14 protein-coding genes are annotated in these 17656 nt (G+C 53.7%); 8 read left to right on the forward strand and 6 right to left on the reverse strand.

From position 1 onward, the window contains the following. The 6 genes from CWO84_RS03860 to CWO84_RS03885 form a co-directional block, all read right to left on the reverse strand. The gene (locus CWO84_RS03860) at positions 1-1209 is read right to left on the reverse strand and encodes a Wadjet anti-phage system protein JetD domain-containing protein (RefSeq protein ID WP_101051813.1); all 1209 of its coding nucleotides are present in this window, start codon (positions 1207-1209) and stop codon (positions 1-3) included. After that, on the reverse strand, positions 1206-4583 hold the full coding sequence (locus CWO84_RS03865) for an SbcC/MukB-like Walker B domain-containing protein (protein ID WP_101051814.1): 3378 nt from the start codon (positions 4581-4583) through the stop codon (positions 1206-1208). Before CWO84_RS03865 ends, CWO84_RS03860 begins: the two co-directional genes overlap by 4 nt. Before the next feature lie 229 nt (positions 4584-4812). Next, positions 4813-5445, reverse strand: a complete 633-nt coding sequence (locus CWO84_RS03870) for a DUF4194 domain-containing protein (RefSeq protein WP_033158865.1) — start codon at positions 5443-5445, stop codon at positions 4813-4815. A gap of 273 nt (positions 5446-5718) precedes the next feature. Then, entirely contained in the window at positions 5719-6315 is a 597-nt protein-coding gene (locus CWO84_RS03875) for an SH3 domain-containing protein (RefSeq protein WP_051670424.1), read from the reverse strand. A 2-nt stretch (positions 6316-6317) separates the two neighbouring features. After that, complete coding sequence (locus CWO84_RS03880) at positions 6318-7433, reverse strand: N-acetylmuramidase family protein (protein WP_033158864.1); 1116 nt, start codon at positions 7431-7433, stop codon at positions 6318-6320. 714 nt (positions 7434-8147) lie between these two features. Beyond that, the gene (locus tag CWO84_RS03885; RefSeq protein ID WP_225893031.1) at positions 8148-9575 is read right to left on the reverse strand and encodes a DUF3375 domain-containing protein; all 1428 of its coding nucleotides are present in this window, start codon (positions 9573-9575) and stop codon (positions 8148-8150) included. A 266-nt stretch (positions 9576-9841) separates the two neighbouring features. On the opposite strand from CWO84_RS03885, the gene CWO84_RS03890 reads away from it, so the two are divergent. From CWO84_RS03890 to CWO84_RS03925, 8 genes are all read left to right on the forward strand, one after another. Then, on the forward strand, positions 9842-11578 hold the full coding sequence (locus CWO84_RS03890; protein ID WP_101051815.1) for an acetolactate synthase 3 large subunit: 1737 nt from the start codon (positions 9842-9844) through the stop codon (positions 11576-11578). Next, the gene (gene ilvN, locus CWO84_RS03895) at positions 11579-12070 is read left to right on the forward strand and encodes an acetolactate synthase small subunit (protein WP_101051816.1); all 492 of its coding nucleotides are present in this window, start codon (positions 11579-11581) and stop codon (positions 12068-12070) included. A gap of 32 nt (positions 12071-12102) precedes the next feature. Further along, positions 12103-13119 (forward strand): ketol-acid reductoisomerase, encoded by a 1017-nt coding sequence (gene ilvC, locus CWO84_RS03900; RefSeq protein ID WP_033158860.1) that lies wholly within the window; start codon positions 12103-12105, stop codon positions 13117-13119. Between the two features lie 66 nt (positions 13120-13185). Further along, positions 13186-13965: an outer membrane protein OmpK gene (locus CWO84_RS03905; RefSeq protein ID WP_240617953.1), complete on the forward strand. Its 780-nt coding sequence runs from the start codon at positions 13186-13188 to the stop codon at positions 13963-13965. A gap of 122 nt (positions 13966-14087) precedes the next feature. After that, a complete protein-coding gene (locus tag CWO84_RS03910; RefSeq protein WP_205800336.1) occupies positions 14088-14528 on the forward strand; it encodes a DUF6678 family protein in 441 nt (146 codons plus the stop codon). A 242-nt stretch (positions 14529-14770) separates the two neighbouring features. Continuing rightward, the gene (pssA, locus tag CWO84_RS03915; RefSeq protein ID WP_033158857.1) at positions 14771-15511 is read left to right on the forward strand and encodes a CDP-diacylglycerol--serine O-phosphatidyltransferase; all 741 of its coding nucleotides are present in this window, start codon (positions 14771-14773) and stop codon (positions 15509-15511) included. 3 nt (positions 15512-15514) lie between these two features. Further along, positions 15515-16366, forward strand: a complete 852-nt coding sequence (locus CWO84_RS03920; protein ID WP_101051818.1) for a CHAD domain-containing protein — start codon at positions 15515-15517, stop codon at positions 16364-16366. A 284-nt stretch (positions 16367-16650) separates the two neighbouring features. Beyond that, positions 16651-17535 (forward strand): hypothetical protein, encoded by an 885-nt coding sequence (locus CWO84_RS03925; RefSeq protein ID WP_051670422.1) that lies wholly within the window; start codon positions 16651-16653, stop codon positions 17533-17535. The last annotated feature ends 121 nt before the right edge of the window (positions 17536-17656 follow it).

Consider the following 17656-nt stretch of genomic DNA (forward strand, 5'->3'; position numbering starts at 1 on the left):
CTACGCGCCCTCGCCGCCAGCCGTTAGCAAATCCAGCGCCGCCAGCCGTTCCGACAGTAGCGCAAAGCTGACATACTCCTGTTCCAGGCGCAGCCCACGGCCATAACGATGATCCCGCAACACGTCGTATAGCGCCGCCTCGTCCACTGTCAAATAAGCCAATTCGGCGTTAATCGGGCTAGCTTCTTCGACCCATTGCGAGCGATGCGCGATTAAAGTGGCCTCGTCCATCAGCAAGGATTGGGCTTGCGGAAAATGCTGGCGAAACTGGCTGAGGATAGCGAAGCCGTGGGTGTCGATGTCACCCCAATAGTGAATTTCCTTATCCTTCAACCATTCGGCTTGCGCCAAGGCATCGAACCCGTAGCCTCTGCCGAAGATCACCATGCTATCGGCAAACGGCGGAAACGCCAGGCCGTTGATGTCGTTTTCGGTGACGAATACCCGCTTGACCTGCAAATTCAAAGTCGCGAATTCCCCGGCGGTCACCGTCAGATCGCTCAAGCCGGCAATCCGCAGCCGGCTATCCAGTAAGCGGAAACGAATCGTCGCCGGCTTCGCCAAAAAGCCGTAGCGCAACTCGAAGCCGGCGACGCCGGTTTGCGTAGCATCGATCGCCGCGGCCGGCAACAGCAAATCCAGCCATTCGCCAAGCAACTTCTTGCGGCTTTCGATGAATTTGCTGTCGATACGGGGCAGGCTGGTTTGGCGTAGATAAATGCCTGGCCGAGGATGTTTTACGACCCAGCCAGCCACGCTCAACAATTTTTGCCATTCGTCGGCGTGCTCCAAGACACGTAACGGATATTTCAATAACCAAGGCCGCAGGGCGGCGAAATCGTCAACCAGCGATGCCGCCAATTGCCCGAAAACCGCCAATTCCTTGGCTTTTTTCAAATACGCCGCCGCGTCGTCCGGCTTGTCGAAAACCACCGCCGCCGGCAAACGGTTGCGCCCCGACAGCCGATGATTGATGTCGCGCCATTCGACGGCAAAATGCTTGGCGTCAACGGCCAACCAAGGCTCCACCCAAACCTGTACGGCGGTGAAATCGGCGGCCAGTTGCGCCGGGCTGGGTGGTTTTAACGGAATCCGCAGCGGAAACAATCCGCTGGGCGCCAAGCTTTCCGTCAGGATTTGCCCGCGCTGCCAGCGTTTGTCCAGTTCGCCGCGCAACTCGGCCGGCGAGGTCCAGGCCGGCTTGCTCATCCGCCGCGTGCCGCGCGTTCGGCACGATACTCTTCGATGCTCAAATTGCGCAGCTTGGACGCACGTCCTTCCTCGTTATGCACGAAGCCGACCGCCGCGACGTAGGGCTCGATGATGTGAATTTTCTGCAGCGGCGTGACGATCAGCAATTGCAGATTGAGCTTTTCGAACAGCCGTAAGCCGTATTGCGCCGATTCGTCGGAGCCGCGGCCGAAGGCCTCGTCGATCACCACGAAGCGGAAGGAACGCGAACGCACCGCGCCCCATTCCAAACCAAACTGATAAGCCAGACTGGCGGCCAGTATCGTGTAGGCCAGTTTTTCCTTCTGGCCGCCGGATTTACCGCCGGAGTCGGAATAATGCTCGTGTTCGCTGCCGTCTTCCCGCCAGCGCTCGCTGGCGCCGAAATTGAACCAATTGCGTACGTCGGTAACCTTGGCTGTCCAGCGCCGGTCTTGCTCGGCCTGGCCCTCGCGGCCGCGAAAACGCTCGATGATTTTTTTGACTTCCAGAAACTTGTTTTCCGAATATTGCTCGTCGTCGGAACCGGTCAGCGCGCCCTCGGTGCAGGCGCGTAACTCGCTTTGAAAGTCGCGCACGTCGGCGTCCGGCGTCGGTTGCGCTTCCAGCACGATGAAGCGGTTGGTGTTGTAGTCGATCTGAGTCAAGGACTCGTTGATCAGGGCGATGCGCTCCTTGATGGTTTCCCGCTCGCGGGCCAGTTGCGACTGGAAGTTAGCGACCTCGCGGATGGTGTTTTCGTTGAGCAATTCCTTGAAGCGAGCCTCGAAGCGCGGCAAGTCGTCGCTTTGTAAACCTTCCAGCATGGTTTGATATTCGTGGGCAGCGGCGATGCCGACGTCGACTTCCTGGGTTTCCAACGGGAAGGCCGCGCAATAGCCGCGCATCGCGTCGATGATCTTGTCGCGCAGATAATTGAGCTTTTTGGTCTCGTTTTCGATGCGGGTCTGCAGCCAGCCTCGCATGTCTTGTTCGCGGTTGTCGCAGGATTCCACCGACAAATGATATTCGCCCAAGGCTTCCGGCCGCATCGCCTCCAGTTTGGGGTAACGCTCGGCATGAGCATCACCGGCTTTGTCGAGCAGGGTTTGGGTTTGTTGCAGCAGTAATTCTGCGTCGGTTTTTTTCTGTTCAGTTTTCGAACGTCTATCCTTGTGCTCCTCCAGCTGCCGCTCGGTATCCTGCAAGGTCTCGACCAAGGTATTCAAACTCTCGGTGAGTTGCTTAAGCAGATCCGACGCCGACTCCAACTGCATCTTTTCGTCTTCCAGTCTGGCGATTTCACCGGCCAGCGGCCGCCAGTCAAGTTCGCGGAAGTCGCGGTATTCGTCCAGTTTGGACAAGGTTTTCAATTGTTCTTTGACGGCCGTTGCTGCCTTGTCCAGTTGCGCCAATTGGGCGGCCAGCTCGGCCAACTGGTTTTCCAGAACCTTGGCTTTATGTTCCAGCACGGCGATCTTGGCGGAGTTCGACCAACCCAGCACATAACGGCTGCGGTCGTCGAGGCGGTGGCGGTCGTCTTTTTCGTGGCGTTCGCCCGGCGCCTTGATCTGGCCGGCGCGGCTGATGGCTTTTTGTTCGCGGCGGAACTGTTCGGGCGTCGCGCAACAGGCCACGTCGAAACGGTGGGCGATTTCCCGCTCCAGCCAGTCGTAAAATGCCGAATCCGGCTTGACCGCCAGCTTGTGAACCAAGGAATCGCGATGCAGATTCGGCAGTTCGGCGCGTTGGCCTGGGCGCACCCGAAAATACACCAGCCGGCCCTTTAGATGAGTCTGGTCCACCCATTCGGCGACTGCGGCATAATATTGCTCCGGCACCAGCAGCGACAAGCCGAAACTGCGTAATAACCGTTCCGCCGCGCCTTCCCAGTCCTTTTCCTCGTCGCGCACCTGTATCAGTTCGCCGGCGAAAGGCATCTCGTCTTCAGCCAAGCCCAGCGCCGAACACAGCATCCGCCGCAGTTGGATTTGAATATCGTCGATATTGCTGCGGCGCGCCTTCAGGCTGTCGATTTCGGCTTGCAAAGCTTGATGTTCCTTCATCCCTTGCGCGAAGGCGACGCCGGTTTCGCTGGCTAGATTCTGCAAATTCGCCTCGCGCGCCGCCGCGCTGTCCTGCAAAGCGGCAAATTGCTGTTGCTGGGCCAGAAAGGCGTCGGCGTCTTCCGGGGCCGGCAAGTCCAAGGTCCGCACCAGTTGTTCGTGACGTTTGGCCTTGTCGCGGCGGCGGCTCAGTTCGCCTTGCAGGCGCAGAATGTCTTCGGCGATGCGCTCGATGCGGTCGCCGCCATTGTCGGCGATGTTGCGGCGCAGTTCGCGTTCCTCGCTTTGCTGTTGCTGCTTGCGTTCGCTCAAGCGTTCCACTTGCGCGCCTTGTTTGCTCAACTCGTCGGCCAAACCGGCCAAACGTTTTTCCAGCAAGCCGAGCTTTAGACCGGCGAAATAAGGCCGCAGCGCCTCGCGGCAGGCGCGCAGTTCCTCGGTTTGTTCGGTCAATTGCGTGTGTTTGTCGTAGTCGCCGACCAAGGGCGTCAACAAGCCAACTTGGCGTTTGGCCTTCAGAACCGCGTCGTGGGCGCGGTTCAGGTCGTCGAAATGATTGATTAGCGCGGTGATGCGCGGCGCGACTTCTGAGGGTTCCAGCATGTGGCTACGCACGAAGTCGGTCAGATTGCCGACCGATTTCATCGATACGGTTTGATGGAACAGTTCCAGCGCCTGTTCGTTGTCGATGCCGAAGCGGCGGCGAAACCAGGCACCGTAAGGCGGAAAGCTGTCGTGCAACTCGGCGCCCAGGCCGCGCAACTTTTTACGCAATTGGCCTATGTCGCTGCCGAAATCGGCGAAGTCGGCGGCGATGCTCAAGTCGCGTTCGCAACCGGCATACAGCCGCGCCGGTTGACCCTGGCGGTCGGCGATCCAGAACACTTGCGCCAAAGTCACGGTCTGGTCGTAGCCGGCGTTGTGGAATACGCCCAATATCACCGAATAACTATTGTCGCCGCGCAAGGCCACCGGTTTGGCGCTGCCGCTGACCTCGTTGCGCTCGGATTTGTAATGGCCCAACACATAGGAACGCAGGCTGCGCTCCTTGGCATCCGCGCCGGCGGCTTTGTTGTAGGCGATACGGTGAGCCGGCACCAATAAAGTGGTCACCGCATCGACCAGCGTCGATTTGCCGGAACCGATGTCGCCGGTCAACAGCGCGTTGCGGCCATTCAAATGCAAGACCCAAACCCGGCCGTCGAAGGTTCCCCAGTTATAGACTTCCAGGCGTTGCAAACGAAAGCCGGACAAGGCGTCGTCGTCGACGAAGTCCAGGGAGAATTGCAGGTCGTTATTGATGGTCATGGCGCGGCGGAATTTTGGTCAAGACGCTGTAAAACGGAATGGACGTACTCCCTCCCTGCGCGAATGCCGCTTAGGTTAAGGAGCCTCCCCCTTTGCAAAAGGGGGATCGAGGGGGATTTATTTAGAAAATCTCCCCTAGCCCCTCTTTGAAAAAGAGGGGGATAAACCACGATATACCTAACGGGATTATCCCGGCGAGAAAGAGCGGCGGGGATCAATCTACGAACAATCACTCTCCGCCTTCCCCGCCGCTAACTAACTGCGTTTGATACTCCGCCAGCCGGGCGTCGAATTCCGACAGCCATTGAGCATCGACGAAAGCTTTCAATATCCGCCTGACTTCATAATTGGCCGACTGCCCGGAAGCCGCCTTGAGTTTGCGCAAGAAACCCAGTTCGACCACCTTGTTGATATGAGTTTCGATCTGATCGATCAGCCGCGCCTCGTTGCTGCGTGGCGGCAAAAACACCCGGATCAACTCGACGATGTCCTCGCGCGACAAGACCAACCGAGTCTCGCCGCCACCGCGGTCGAACTCGGCCAAACGCTTGCGCAGCAAGGCCAACAGTAAGCTGACTGGAAACGACAACGGCCGGCGCGCGATCAAACGCGGCAACTTGGCGGCCGCTTCGTCGTCTTCGGCATCCGCCTGCCGCGAACGCAAAAACGCATAACCCTCGGCCTCATCCAACACCAACTCCAAACCCAACACCGCCACGTAATCCCGCACCCTGGCCTGCAGATTCAGCAAGGCGTTCCACAAACCGCCGTCGCTTTCCTGGTAGATCACTCCTTTCAATAACGGAATGACCAAGGCCGACAGGTCGTATTGCGGCGCCATCTCTAGGTCGGTTTCCGTCATGTTTATCTCGTATTGATTGAGCAGGCGTTGAATTGCGCGTATTTTAGGGCAAAACTAAAACCAACAGAGATAATCTGCTTTGTGATTCGATGCCACTATCCATGACCAACTGGACTGGAAAAACGGAATTTTACGCGCTTAACAAACAAAGCCCCATGAATCTTCAGACGGGTTTTTCAACCGGCTATAAACGGGGATGGCTGCTTTGACCATATTTAAATGTTTATGGCTGGGTAGCAAAACCCTCCTCGTAGAGGGGAATCTTGCCTACGACTATTGACCTGACTTAAATACGGCTAAATCACTGTTACTGATCCAGCCGCGGATCATTTTCTTTGTCCCTGGGTACTCAACCTGCAGCCAGTCTCCCTCGGCACCCACCACGCCAACAACATCCCCTTTCACCAAATAAGACTTGAGTTTGGCGTCAGCCTTAGGTTCGGAATGGAAGTAAGTCTTGGGACTCGATATGACCCTCAACTCAGTCCATTGGGTTTCCGTCACCTTATCGTAATTCAGGCCTTGTTCGATGGCCGGTGGCAACAGCATTCCGCATCCTGGATGTTCGTTACCGTGCTCCACCTTCAAATTGACTCCGGCGGCCTGGATGCGGAGTTCGCCGGGAAAGTGATCAACATTCCATGTCGTCAGCGAGGCCGAATCTCCATTTGATTGTCCACGCAGGTAAAAGCTGCAGGTTTTGCTCACGCCTTCCCCTTGCTCTTCACGATAGTAACCGGTAATTTGGCCGTCCGGCGCCACCGCCAAGCGGAGTTGCTCATAAACACCCGAGTGAAATTGGTTGGTTTCGACGGCTCCGACATCGGTCGCCATCAATATTGCCATGATGAAACCAAAACGATTAAACATGATCAGCTTCCCCCGTGGCGCTTGTAGGCTTGTTCAAGCAAAACATCATAATTTCCATAATCCTCTCCGTTGTATAAGGTCGCAATGGTCGCGAATTTCTTGTCTTTAAGGGCTTGTAAGCGAGCAGGTTTGGCCTTGCACCAGCCAACGAAAGCATCGAGTTGACCGCGTTCGCCCGCTTTCATGGATGCCACAAAGTCCTCGACTTTGCTAAAGCCGCAATCTTTGAAGTTGAAGCCCATTACTTGAAACATACCCCACGAACAAGCCTGCAACGCAGCGTCGGAATCCAAGGCGATGGCGTCGTTGAGGGTTTTCCAGGCGGTTTCCTGATCCTTATTATTGGCTTGCCACTCCGGCCCCGCTTTCTTGACATATTTGTAAGACAGCATGGGATGCGTTTGGTCGTATTTCTTATTCGTCAATTTCCTAAACCAATGCCCTTCGAAGGCAATGACCGGCAGGCCGGCGGGGCCGAATCCGCTTTTCCCGCCCGACTCCACTTCGGCAAAGGCCTTGACCATGGCCAGGGTAATGCCGTTACCCAGAGCCACCAACGCGGCCTGAAAATCCGCATCGGTCAACTTGGAAAATGAACCGCCACTATTGACGACCGCTTTGAGACGGTGAAGCTTGCCGGCCGCAGCGCGCTCCCGCAAGGACAAATAGCTATCAACAACCGCGCGGTGCGCTGTACCGGGCTCTTGCGTTTGCTGGCTGGCAGGCGGCCTTTTAAATTCCAAGAATTCCAATAATCCGGCGACCTCACCACTGGGACCGCACCAAGATCCTCCGGCCAGATAGGGGCGCGACGATTTGTTCAGATCGGTACGTTTAGGCCGTAGCGTCCGCGCCTTTTCGACCAAGGCGTGGAGAGTTCTACCCGCCGGATCGACGCGCCCGTCGGCATGAGGATATCTAAGTTCGTTGCGCTGAAAGCGCCGAATTTCCATGATCAAATCAGTGGAACAACGCCCGGATTCCGGAAACGGCCGGCGAATGACGCTGTTGCAGATATTGAATAGATATTCGACGATTAGGACGTCCTTGGGATCGTTGGCTGCGCCGTCTCCCACAGATGCCTTCAAAAGGTTTTCTTTCGTACTTCTTCGCTTCATTATTTCTCCTTGCGAGTTAATGGGTGAACTATCGATCTTGTATTTAGATTGCCCGCCTTGATGCCCCCGTTCCAGCTAAATTTAAATTTACACGCTACCACTGCCCTTAATCAGGGTTTCACCGCCAAAACCCGCAATCCAGGTGTCGATGCGCCGGCTTCTCTGCGGAAGGATCGTCACCGCGGCTGTTACTATTCAAGCCGGCCAAGCTAGCGCGTGCACAACATAGTCCTTGCCGTGAGCATAACGCCCATGCACGTCAAACCGCACGAAGCAAGCCGGAGCACCATCGACAGCCTGCTCCAAGTTGAACGCCAAACTCCTGCCGGTTTCATCGCGGCAGGGGTAAGCAAGGATTCGAGTTGGTCAAAATAGAGGAAGGTGTCGGCGGAAACGATGACATCGAACCGGGATGGTTTTCCAGCTAGTGACAGAGTTCGGCTTCCGCCAGATCATCGTACAGCGTTCGCCGACTCGTTTCAGCATGCCTGCGGAGAGTTCGACGCGGACTAGATGACTGCAAATCGCCTTGGAGGCTGCGGCGAAGAACTTCTCGATTTGGTCCTTTATCGCCGCTCAAGCCGGCAACCAGGACATTTGTGTCTACAACCACTCTAATTGCCAGCATGTAGCGCCTACCTATCCTAGCATATGCCTAAATTTTGGAAAGATTTCCGCCCCCCTATTCGATAAGAACATCCTGTGCCGCTTGCGTCACCTGACAAAAATCACCCTCGGCAAGCGCGCCTGCTTGCTCACTTCCCGCCCTTCACCGTCCGTCGTTTGCCAAACGATGACGTCTTCCACGCCTTCGTCGACCGTGGTTTTGAAACTGTCGCCGCCGAGTTGCAGATAGGAGACCAGTTCCGCCAGACCGTGTTGCAAGGGGCGGCTACGGCAGAGTTCGGCCAGGGTGATTTGCGTTTTGTCTTGCAGGGCGTGGCGGATGTGGCGGGCCAGTTGCGCCTTGTCGATGACGATTTGCGAGAATAGCGCGGCGGCGTCCAGGTCGCCGTCGCCGGTTTCCGGGACGATGCTATCGATTCGCGGTTTGACGGCCGGGATGTGCAGCGGCCGCTCCATCGGCAATTCGATGTCGGCGGCGGCTTCGCCGATAGCCATCACTTCGCCGGCCGGTTGGCTTTCGCGAAGGCTTAGCGCTTTGGCCTCGATGCCGTGCAGGATTTCCATGATGCGGCGGTTTTCCAGCCAGACTTGGTCGTCGAGGAAACGGCGCAATTGCCGGCTGAGTTCCGCGACGGTGCGCTGGGTATGTTCGCCGGCTTCCAGCCAGTCGTAATGCACCCGGCGCAAGCGGGCTTCGGGGCGCAGTTCGGCGACCGGCTGCAAGGCCAGCACTTTTTCCAGCAAGGCCGATAATTCTTCCTGGCGGCGGCTGGACATCAGGAAATCCCAGAAGGCGCGGAAGCTACGGCCCTGGTCAGAATCGGCAATGGCATCGCGTTCGCCCATGATGTCTTGCAGCAATTCGCCCTTGCCGCCTTCCCACAAGGCGATGCGCTCGCGCACCCGCCGGTCCAGGCCGCGAAAGTTATGCTCGACTTCGCGAAAGTCGCCGAGCAGTTCGCGGGCCAGCGCGGTGAATTGCAGAAAGCGGTCTTTCAATGCGGTGTCGTCCAACAAGGCCAGTTCGCCGGCTTCGGCTCTGGCGATTTCGGCGTCAATGTCGGCGCGGCGCTTGCGCAGTTCGGCGATGCGGGTCTCGGGATCGGTCTCGCTACCTGCGCTGATTTGCTTGAGCAGTTCGAACAAGGTCAGCAAGCGCGACTCGGTGCCGACGAAGCTGCGTTCGGTCAAGCTACCCAGCCAGGCGATGGCTCTTTCGGTGGGCGGAGTCAGGTCGAAATAGGGTTCATCCGAGCCTTGGCGATAAAATTTGCGCAGCCAGCCCTTGTCGTTGCCGGCCCAATCACTGAGGTAGTCCAGCGCCGACTTTGGAAAGATGTCGTTACCGAATTGTTCCCGCAAGCCGAATAATTCGTCTTCCAAGGCCTCGGCAAGATCGGCCTGGGCAATCAAGCGCTGGTTTGGGATGACAAACACCCGGTTCAAAAAGCCGGCAACCAGTGGCGCATGCGGCGAATTAAGTAGCCGCCACGCCGGATGATTTTGTTTGAGCAAATCGAGAGTACGGTAATCCAGCTTGAATATCCTTTATGTGCTCGCCACTCGTTGGCGTGGCGTAAACTGTTAAACAATGCCGCTGTCCCGCTCCGCCAATTGTAAATTTGACCAAATTTCCAACGGAAAAACCTATCTGTAGGCAAGAAAACCCAAGTGAAATCCTTGGTTTTCCTTGACGAAAAGGGTCAAAAACAGTAGCTTATCCAACCTTTTTTGTAAAATCTGCATTTCCCCCGATCGATTAGTTTTTTGAGGACGTAAAATTGGAACTCAGTGGCGGACATATTCTTGTCCAATGTCTTAAAGATGAAGGTGTCGAATTTGTATTTGGCTATCCGGGTGGCTCTGTCTTGCACATCTATGATGCCATTTTCCATCAAGACGAAGTGAAACATATCCTGGTCCGCCACGAACAAGCGGCGGCCCATGCAGCTGACGCTTATGCGCGCGCCACCGGCAAACCGGGCGTGGTGCTGGTCACCTCGGGCCCAGGCGCGACAAATGCCGTCACCGGCATTGCCACCGCGTATATGGATTCTATCCCGATGGTGATCATCTCGGGCCAAGTGCCGTCGCCGGTAATAGGCAGCGATGCGTTCCAGGAAGTCGATACGGTGGGCATTACTCGGCCCTGCGTTAAGCACAACTTCCTGGTCAAGGATGTCAACGATTTGGCCGAAACCATGAAGAAGGCCTTTTACGTGGCAACCACCGGCCGCCCCGGCCCGGTATTGGTCGACGTGCCGAAAGACATAACCGATCCAAACATCAAGGTGCCTTATAAGTACCCGAAAAAGATCAGCATGCGTTCTTATAACCCGGTGGTAAGCGGCCACAAGGGCCAGATCAAACGCGCGGTAGATATATTGTTAACCGCGCAGCGGCCGATGATTTATTCCGGCGGCGGCGTGATTCTTGGTGAAGCCCATAAAGAACTAACCGAACTGACCCAATTGCTGGGTTACCCGATCACCAACACCTTGATGGGTTTGGGCGGCTATCCGGCCACCGACAAACAGTTCGTCGGCATGCTGGGTATGCACGGTACTTACGAAGCCAATATGGCGATGCATGAGAGTGACGTCATTCTGGCAGTCGGCGCGCGCTTCGACGACCGGGTCACCGGCAAACTGGCTGAGTTTTGCCCGTACGCCAAGATTATCCATATCGACGTCGATCCGGCCTCGATTTCCAAAACCGTCAAAGTCGACGTGCCGATTGTCGGCGAAGTCAAACCGGTATTGGAGCAAATGATAGAACTGATCAAAGACAGCAAAACCAAGCCGTCGAAGTCAGCGCTGGAATCCTGGTGGCAATTGATAGGCAGTTGGCGAGACGTACATTGCCTGGACTATGACCGCACCAGTAGTGTCATCAAGCCACAATATGTCGTAGAGCAGTTGTATCAAGTGACTGGCGGGGAAGCATTCGTCACCTCCGACGTGGGCCAACATCAAATGTATGCCGCGCAGTACTACCACTTCGACAAACCTCGGCGCTGGATCAACTCTGGCGGCCTGGGCACGATGGGCTTTGGCTTGCCGGCTGCAATTGGCGTGAAACTGGCGTTTCCGGAAGCCAATGTCGCCTGTATCACCGGCGAAGCCAGCATCCAGATGTGTATCCAGGAGCTATCCACTGCCCTGCAATACAACGCGCCGGTGAAAATCATCAACCTGAACAACCGCTACATGGGCATGGTGCGGCAATGGCAGGAATTCTCTTATCAAAGCCGGTATTCGCAGTCCTACATGGATACCATCCCCGACTTCGTTAAATTGGCGGAGGCCTACGGTCACGTCGGTATGTTGATCGAGAAACCTGAAGACGTGCGCGGTGCGCTTGAAAAGGCGTTTGCTATGAAAGACAGAACCGTATTCCTGGATTTCATCACGGATCGCACCGAAAACGTTTACCCCATGATTGAAGCAGGCAAAGGCCATCACGACATGAAATTGCGCGTCGCACCCGGCACACCGGTAGACAGGGAGTTGTCATAAATGAGACACATCATTTCGATCCTGATTGAAAACGAATCCGGTGCTTTGTCGCGCGTCGCGGGCTTATTTTCCGCGCGTGGCTACAACATCGAATCCTTGACCGTGGCCCCCACCGAGGATTCCAGCCTGTCGCGGATGACCTTGGTTACCAGCGGCAGTGACGAGATTATCGAGCAAATCACCAAGCAACTGAACAAGTTGATCGACGTGGTGAAATTGATCGATTTGGCGGAATCCGCGCATATCGAACGCGAGCTGATGCTGGTAAAAATCAAAACCAGCCACGATACCCGCGAAGAAGTAAAGCGTATGGTGGACATTTTCCGCGGCAAGATTATCGACGTCACCGCCAACAGCTACGTGGTGGAAATGACCGGCCAATCCAGCAAACTGGACGCCTTTATCCACGGCTTTGAAGAAGGCAGCATCATCGAAGTGGTGCGCTCAGGCCCGACCGGCATCTCCCGTGGCGAGAAAGGCTTACACCTGTAACATTTATTATTTACCCAGCAACGAGAAAACCTATGCAAGTTTATTACGATAAAGACGCCGACCTTTCTGTTATCAGAAGCAAAAAAGTAGCGATCATCGGCTACGGCTCCCAAGGCCACGCGCACGCCAACAACCTGAAAGACTCAGGGGTTGACGTCGTTGTCGGCTTGCGTGCCAATTCAGCGTCAGTCGCCAAAGCTCAAGCCAGCGGCTTGACTGTCAAAGACGTACCGGAAGCCATCGCCGGCGCCGACGTGGTGATGATTCTGACCCCGGACGAGTTTCAATCCAAACTGTACAAAGAAGAAATCGAACCCAATATCAAACAAGGCGCGGCCTTGGCTTTCGCGCACGGTTTTGCGATTCTGTACAACCAAGTTGTTCCACGTAAAGACCTGGACGTGATCATGATTGCCCCAAAAGCACCTGGTCACACCGTGCGTTCCGAGTTTGTTAAAGGCGGCGGCATTCCTGATTTGATCGCGATTCATCAAGACGCTTCCGGCATGGCCAAAGCCATCTGCTTGTCTTACGCATCAGCCATCGGCGGTGGCCGTTCCGGCATCATCGAAACCACTTTCCGCGACGAAACCGAAACCGATTTGTTCGGCGAACAAGCTGTACTGTGCGGTGGCGCGGTGGAACTGGTGAAAGCCGGTTTCGAAACCCTGACCGAAGCGGGCTATCCACCGGAAATGGCGTACTTCGAGTGCTTGCACGAACTGAAACTGATCGTCGACTTGATGTACGAAGGCGGTATCGCCAACATGAACTACTCGATCTCTAACAACGCGGAATACGGCGAATACGTCACCGGCCCGAAAGTAATCAACGAAGAAAGCCGTTGGGCGATGAAACAAGCGCTGGAAGACATTCAGCAAGGTAAATACGCCAAGCAATTTATTCTGGAAGGCCAAACCGGCTATCCTGAAATGACCGCCAGACGCCGTCTGAACGCCGAGCATCCGATTGAAACCGTCGGTGCCAAACTGCGGGCAATGATGCCATGGATTAAAGCTAACCAAATCGTCGATAAAAGCAAAAACTAAGCTTATCGGCTAGGATTAAAGCCCATCTACACGATGGGCTTTTTTTTGCCCGCTGGATTTTGCCAAATGCCCGATCATTCTCGCTTCAACCCGTTTTATCTCGGCATCATCACCGCAACCTTGGCCCAGCCCTGCCCTGCTGATTTCATGCAATGGAGTAACAGCGAGATCCAATATCTGCACGGCGGCAACTACCAGGAACCGTTCAACGCCAACGACGTCAGCCAGTCCATTATCACCGTCACCCACGCCCACGGCTGGGCTTACGGTCGCAATTTCTTCTTCATGGATACGCTGTTTACCGAATCCGGCCAAACCGCGCAAACCAATCTTTACGGCGAGGCATACAGCACCTTCAGCCTCGGTAAAGTCATCGGCTTGGACTTGTCTTACGGCATTTTCAAGGATTTCGGCGTGACCGCCGGCGTCAACCTCGGGGAAAATATGAACAGCTCGCACAGCGGCTTTCGCGCTTGGCTTTATGGCGTTACCGTCGATTTCGACCTGCCGGGCTTCGACTATTTCAACATCGACTTTTTACGGCAGCGCGTCACCGAAACCGCCGACATCGGCACCTCCTGGCAGATTACCCCGGTGTGGAAACTGCCGTTCGAAATCGCCGGCACCAAATGGAGCTTCGAAGGCTTTGCCGACTTCATCGGCCATAACCACACCGCCGCCCGCCAAGCCCTGGCGCAGCCACAACTTAGATTGGACATCGGCAACTTATGGGGCGATAGCGACCATTTGTATATCGGCATCGAATACCAGTATTGGCATAACAAATACGGGATTAGAGGCTTACAGGACAGCGTGCCTCAGGCGCTGGTGTTGTGGAAGTTTTGAGGCAAATGAAAATGAACAGCAGCCGTGGCAATTAACTATTTGGTTAGCATGCATATAACACTTCATTCCACCGAACGCGGCAAACAGCGCCGCGCAGATTAACATTACTGTAGGCCAATTCGATGCGCGAACTTCCCGACGCCGCGGCAACACCACTTGGTTCGGACCGAGACAAGATCATTTTCCAAGCTAAATGCAAGTATTTTGGCGCACTTGCCAATGACACAAAGTGGAATGAATTAATCAATTACTTTCGGCAAAAGCCGGGCTGGCGGCCTTCGTATAGAAGTAAATGGCTAAATGGTCATATCTCCGAATGGGATTCCGAGTGGCATTACCATCTGCCATTTCCATTTGTTGGCGTAGAGTGGTTTGATATTGGGCTGCATCAGCATAAATTCATGGGGCATTTAACGCCGCCCAGGATTATTGATCACAGCACTGAGATTGCTTCAAAACTTTCCAGCATCGGCTTTGATTATGAGGTAAAGGGGGATGTCGCACGAATCTGGGGCTATTTTCCAAAGTCATATGAAGACTTCCCGCCCCAGAAATTGGCCTAACCTTCCGGTCAACGTGACAGTCAGCGTAGCCTGGATGAAGCGCAACGGAAATCCAGGTTGAAAATCAAACGTTATCAATAGTGGCAATACATCACCGATGTCTATCGCTACGCGGCATACGGGCTACAATCTCAATAATCACAAGCCTTCTCTCATACCCACGAAACCGGCCACATTAGTTAAGCATCTGTCATATTCAGCATGTACAATGCCGCCAACTTTTCAACCTTTGTAGACACATTATGATCAAGAAGCAACCGCTTACTCGTCATCGTGGCATTTACCTACTGCCCAATCTATTCACCACGGGCGCCATGTTTGCCGGGTTTTATGCAATCACCTCGGCAATTAACGGCCGTTTCGAAACAGCGGCGATTGCGATGTTCATTGCGATGGTACTGGATGGCTTGGACGGCCGAGTTGCCCGCCTGACTAACACGCAAAGCGAATTCGGCGTGCAGTACGACAGCTTGTCCGATATGGTTTCGTTTGGCGTTGCTCCGGCTATTGTCATGTATTTGTGGACTCTATCCACCATGGGCCAAGCAGGCTTGTTCGCCGCATTTGTGCATATGGCCGGTGGAGCGTTACGTTTGGCGCGTTTCAACACGCAAGTGGAAGTGGCCGACAAACGCTATTTTCAAGGCCTACCCAGCCCGGCAGCGGCGGCTATTTTGGCCGGTGGATTATGGTTCTGCGTGGAAAACGGTTATGACGTGGAAAACATCAAGTATCTGGTATTGCTGACCACCATCACTACCGGTTTGCTAATGGTCAGCAACTTCCGTTACTCCAGCTTCAAAGAAATCGATTTTAAAAACAAAGTGCCATTCATCGTTGCCATTATCGCGATGCTGGTTATCAGCTTCATAATGGCGCAACCACAGCGAATGCTGTTCCTGCTATCGGTCGGCTATGCCATATCCGGCCCTATAGTTACCTTGGTTTTGCGCAAACGTAAGCTGCAAAGCCGTAAAAGTTAGCGGATGAAAAATACCGGCGGCAAACTGTTGCTCGACGCCTTGGAAATACACTGGCGCCAATATCGCAAACGCTTGAAAGCCTGCCGCCAAACCGCCAGCGAAGATAACGTCCACGAATTACGCATTAGCACCCGGCGCTTGTTGGCGCTGATAGAATTGCTACATGCCTTGGAGCCACAACCCACATTACTAAGCATTCGCAAAGCGTTGAAAAAGCAACTCGACGGTTTCGACGAATTGCGAGATACCCAGGTCATGCTGTTCGAGGCGGCCAAGACCCTGCCTATACTTCCTGAGCTAGAGCCTTTTTTAGCGTACATGCATCGCTGCGAACAGCGTTTACTGCTGGAAAACCATTCATTTATTGCCACCCTGTATCAACCGAAACTGCGTCGCAAGTTGAAAAAAGCCGGTAAATACTTCAAAACTCAAACAACCGACATCGATCTTGAACAGGCATTGCCAAGCGCCATTAACAATATTTATGGCCTAGTGATAAATCGTTATGAAGCACTGGATCCCACCATACCTGCCAGCATTCATCATCTGCGCATCGCTGTTAAAAAATTGCGCTATACGCTTTTAGCAGCGCAATGCCTTGATTCCACTCACGCTGAAATGGACTCAAGCCTGTTGAAAAGCCAGTTAACTCGCATGGGTGACATTCAAAACTCTGTAATCATGTTGCAAACCCTTGAGCTATTTTTTCAACATCAGATACCGAGCGCAGTAGAGCAGTACTATCGACGACAACAACAAGAGTTGATCGACTCATTTATAACCTGTTGCTCGGAGATTTTGGTGTTTCGGCATGTGACCCAAAACGACAGAAACTGGGTTTTTGAATCCGCGTAGAAACTAGCTATACTCATTGTCGGCTTATTTATTGGCACCAACGACGAGATGATCTACCAGAAATAAAAAATTTTCTATTAAGCAATTGAAAAACAATGTGACTCGGCAAACCTTACGAACCATTAACTCTACTGTCAATTGAGTTTATTTTTTATCATTGCCTCAGGACAATCAGCTGCTACCGAAAAAACTAAAGCCGTCAAACTTAAACGCTATCCCCAAACGTCAAAATCAACAAGAAAAAGTTCATAACGTGGCATTACGAAATATTAGAGGCGGTTTCAATGGCATCAGATGATAGAAACTCACCTAAAATAGGTGTTCCGTCTTCACCCTATCTGGTTTACACCTCAGCCGGCCACCGATCCAATATAAAAAAATGGGTCACGGGCAAAAAAAATTTCGACTTATGGGTTACTCAATACGAAGGCGAAAGTGATTATCACCGGAGCGTTGCTGATTTTTACAACGAGCGAAAAGGCGGCAAATATCCAAATCTACACGATATATATAACCGCTGGGGAGAGTTACTCACCCCCTATCGAGCAATATTCGTACTTGACGACGATATAGAATTGAGCGCCAGCCAAATTAGCCAGTTATTCCGCATTTTAGAACGCTACAAACTCGTCTTGCTACAGCCTGGTTTCTTGAGCATCGGCAAAATAAGCCATGAAGTCACAAAAGCAAATCATTTCAGATTTGCGAGGCTTACCAATTTCGTGGAAAACTGCGTGCCAATGTTCTCTAAGCCTATTCTGGATCGGTTTATGGCAACTTACGACCCGGGCTTAATTGCCTTCGGAACTGATTGGTGGTATTTACACCTTCTGACCGATGAAGAGCGCGAAACCGGAGTGGCGGTAATTGATTCGGTACCTTGCGTAAACCCGGACGAATGGCTTGAACAAAAACCTCGAAAAATAGATCAAGTTGAGCCCGTCAATAAAGGTATAGAGATTTGGCAGGAATTTAAGCGCGAGCGCGGCATCGAGATGCCGCCAGGCGGTGTCAGAAGTTTGGGGCTATTATCGCCTACAGCCTTAGAAGACTGGCTTACGCTAATTTCCGCTCCGTTAATCCGCTGCAAAACATTTCTGTTCTACCCCCATTATTTCATGCGTCTGAAACGCTTTTACTGGGATATTCATAGGCGAAAAATATTTTAAAATTCGCCATTCAGCAATGGCGAAATGCTGACTATCCAAAACAACACAGCAGATCTTATTCAATGAGAACATAAGTTTCCTTGCTCCAATTGGAAACTGAGTTCGGCCAACCTCCTTAAGA

This window comes from Methylomonas sp. Kb3, assembly GCF_002834115.1.
Lineage (GTDB): Bacteria > Pseudomonadota > Gammaproteobacteria > Methylococcales > Methylomonadaceae > Methylomonas > Methylomonas defluvii.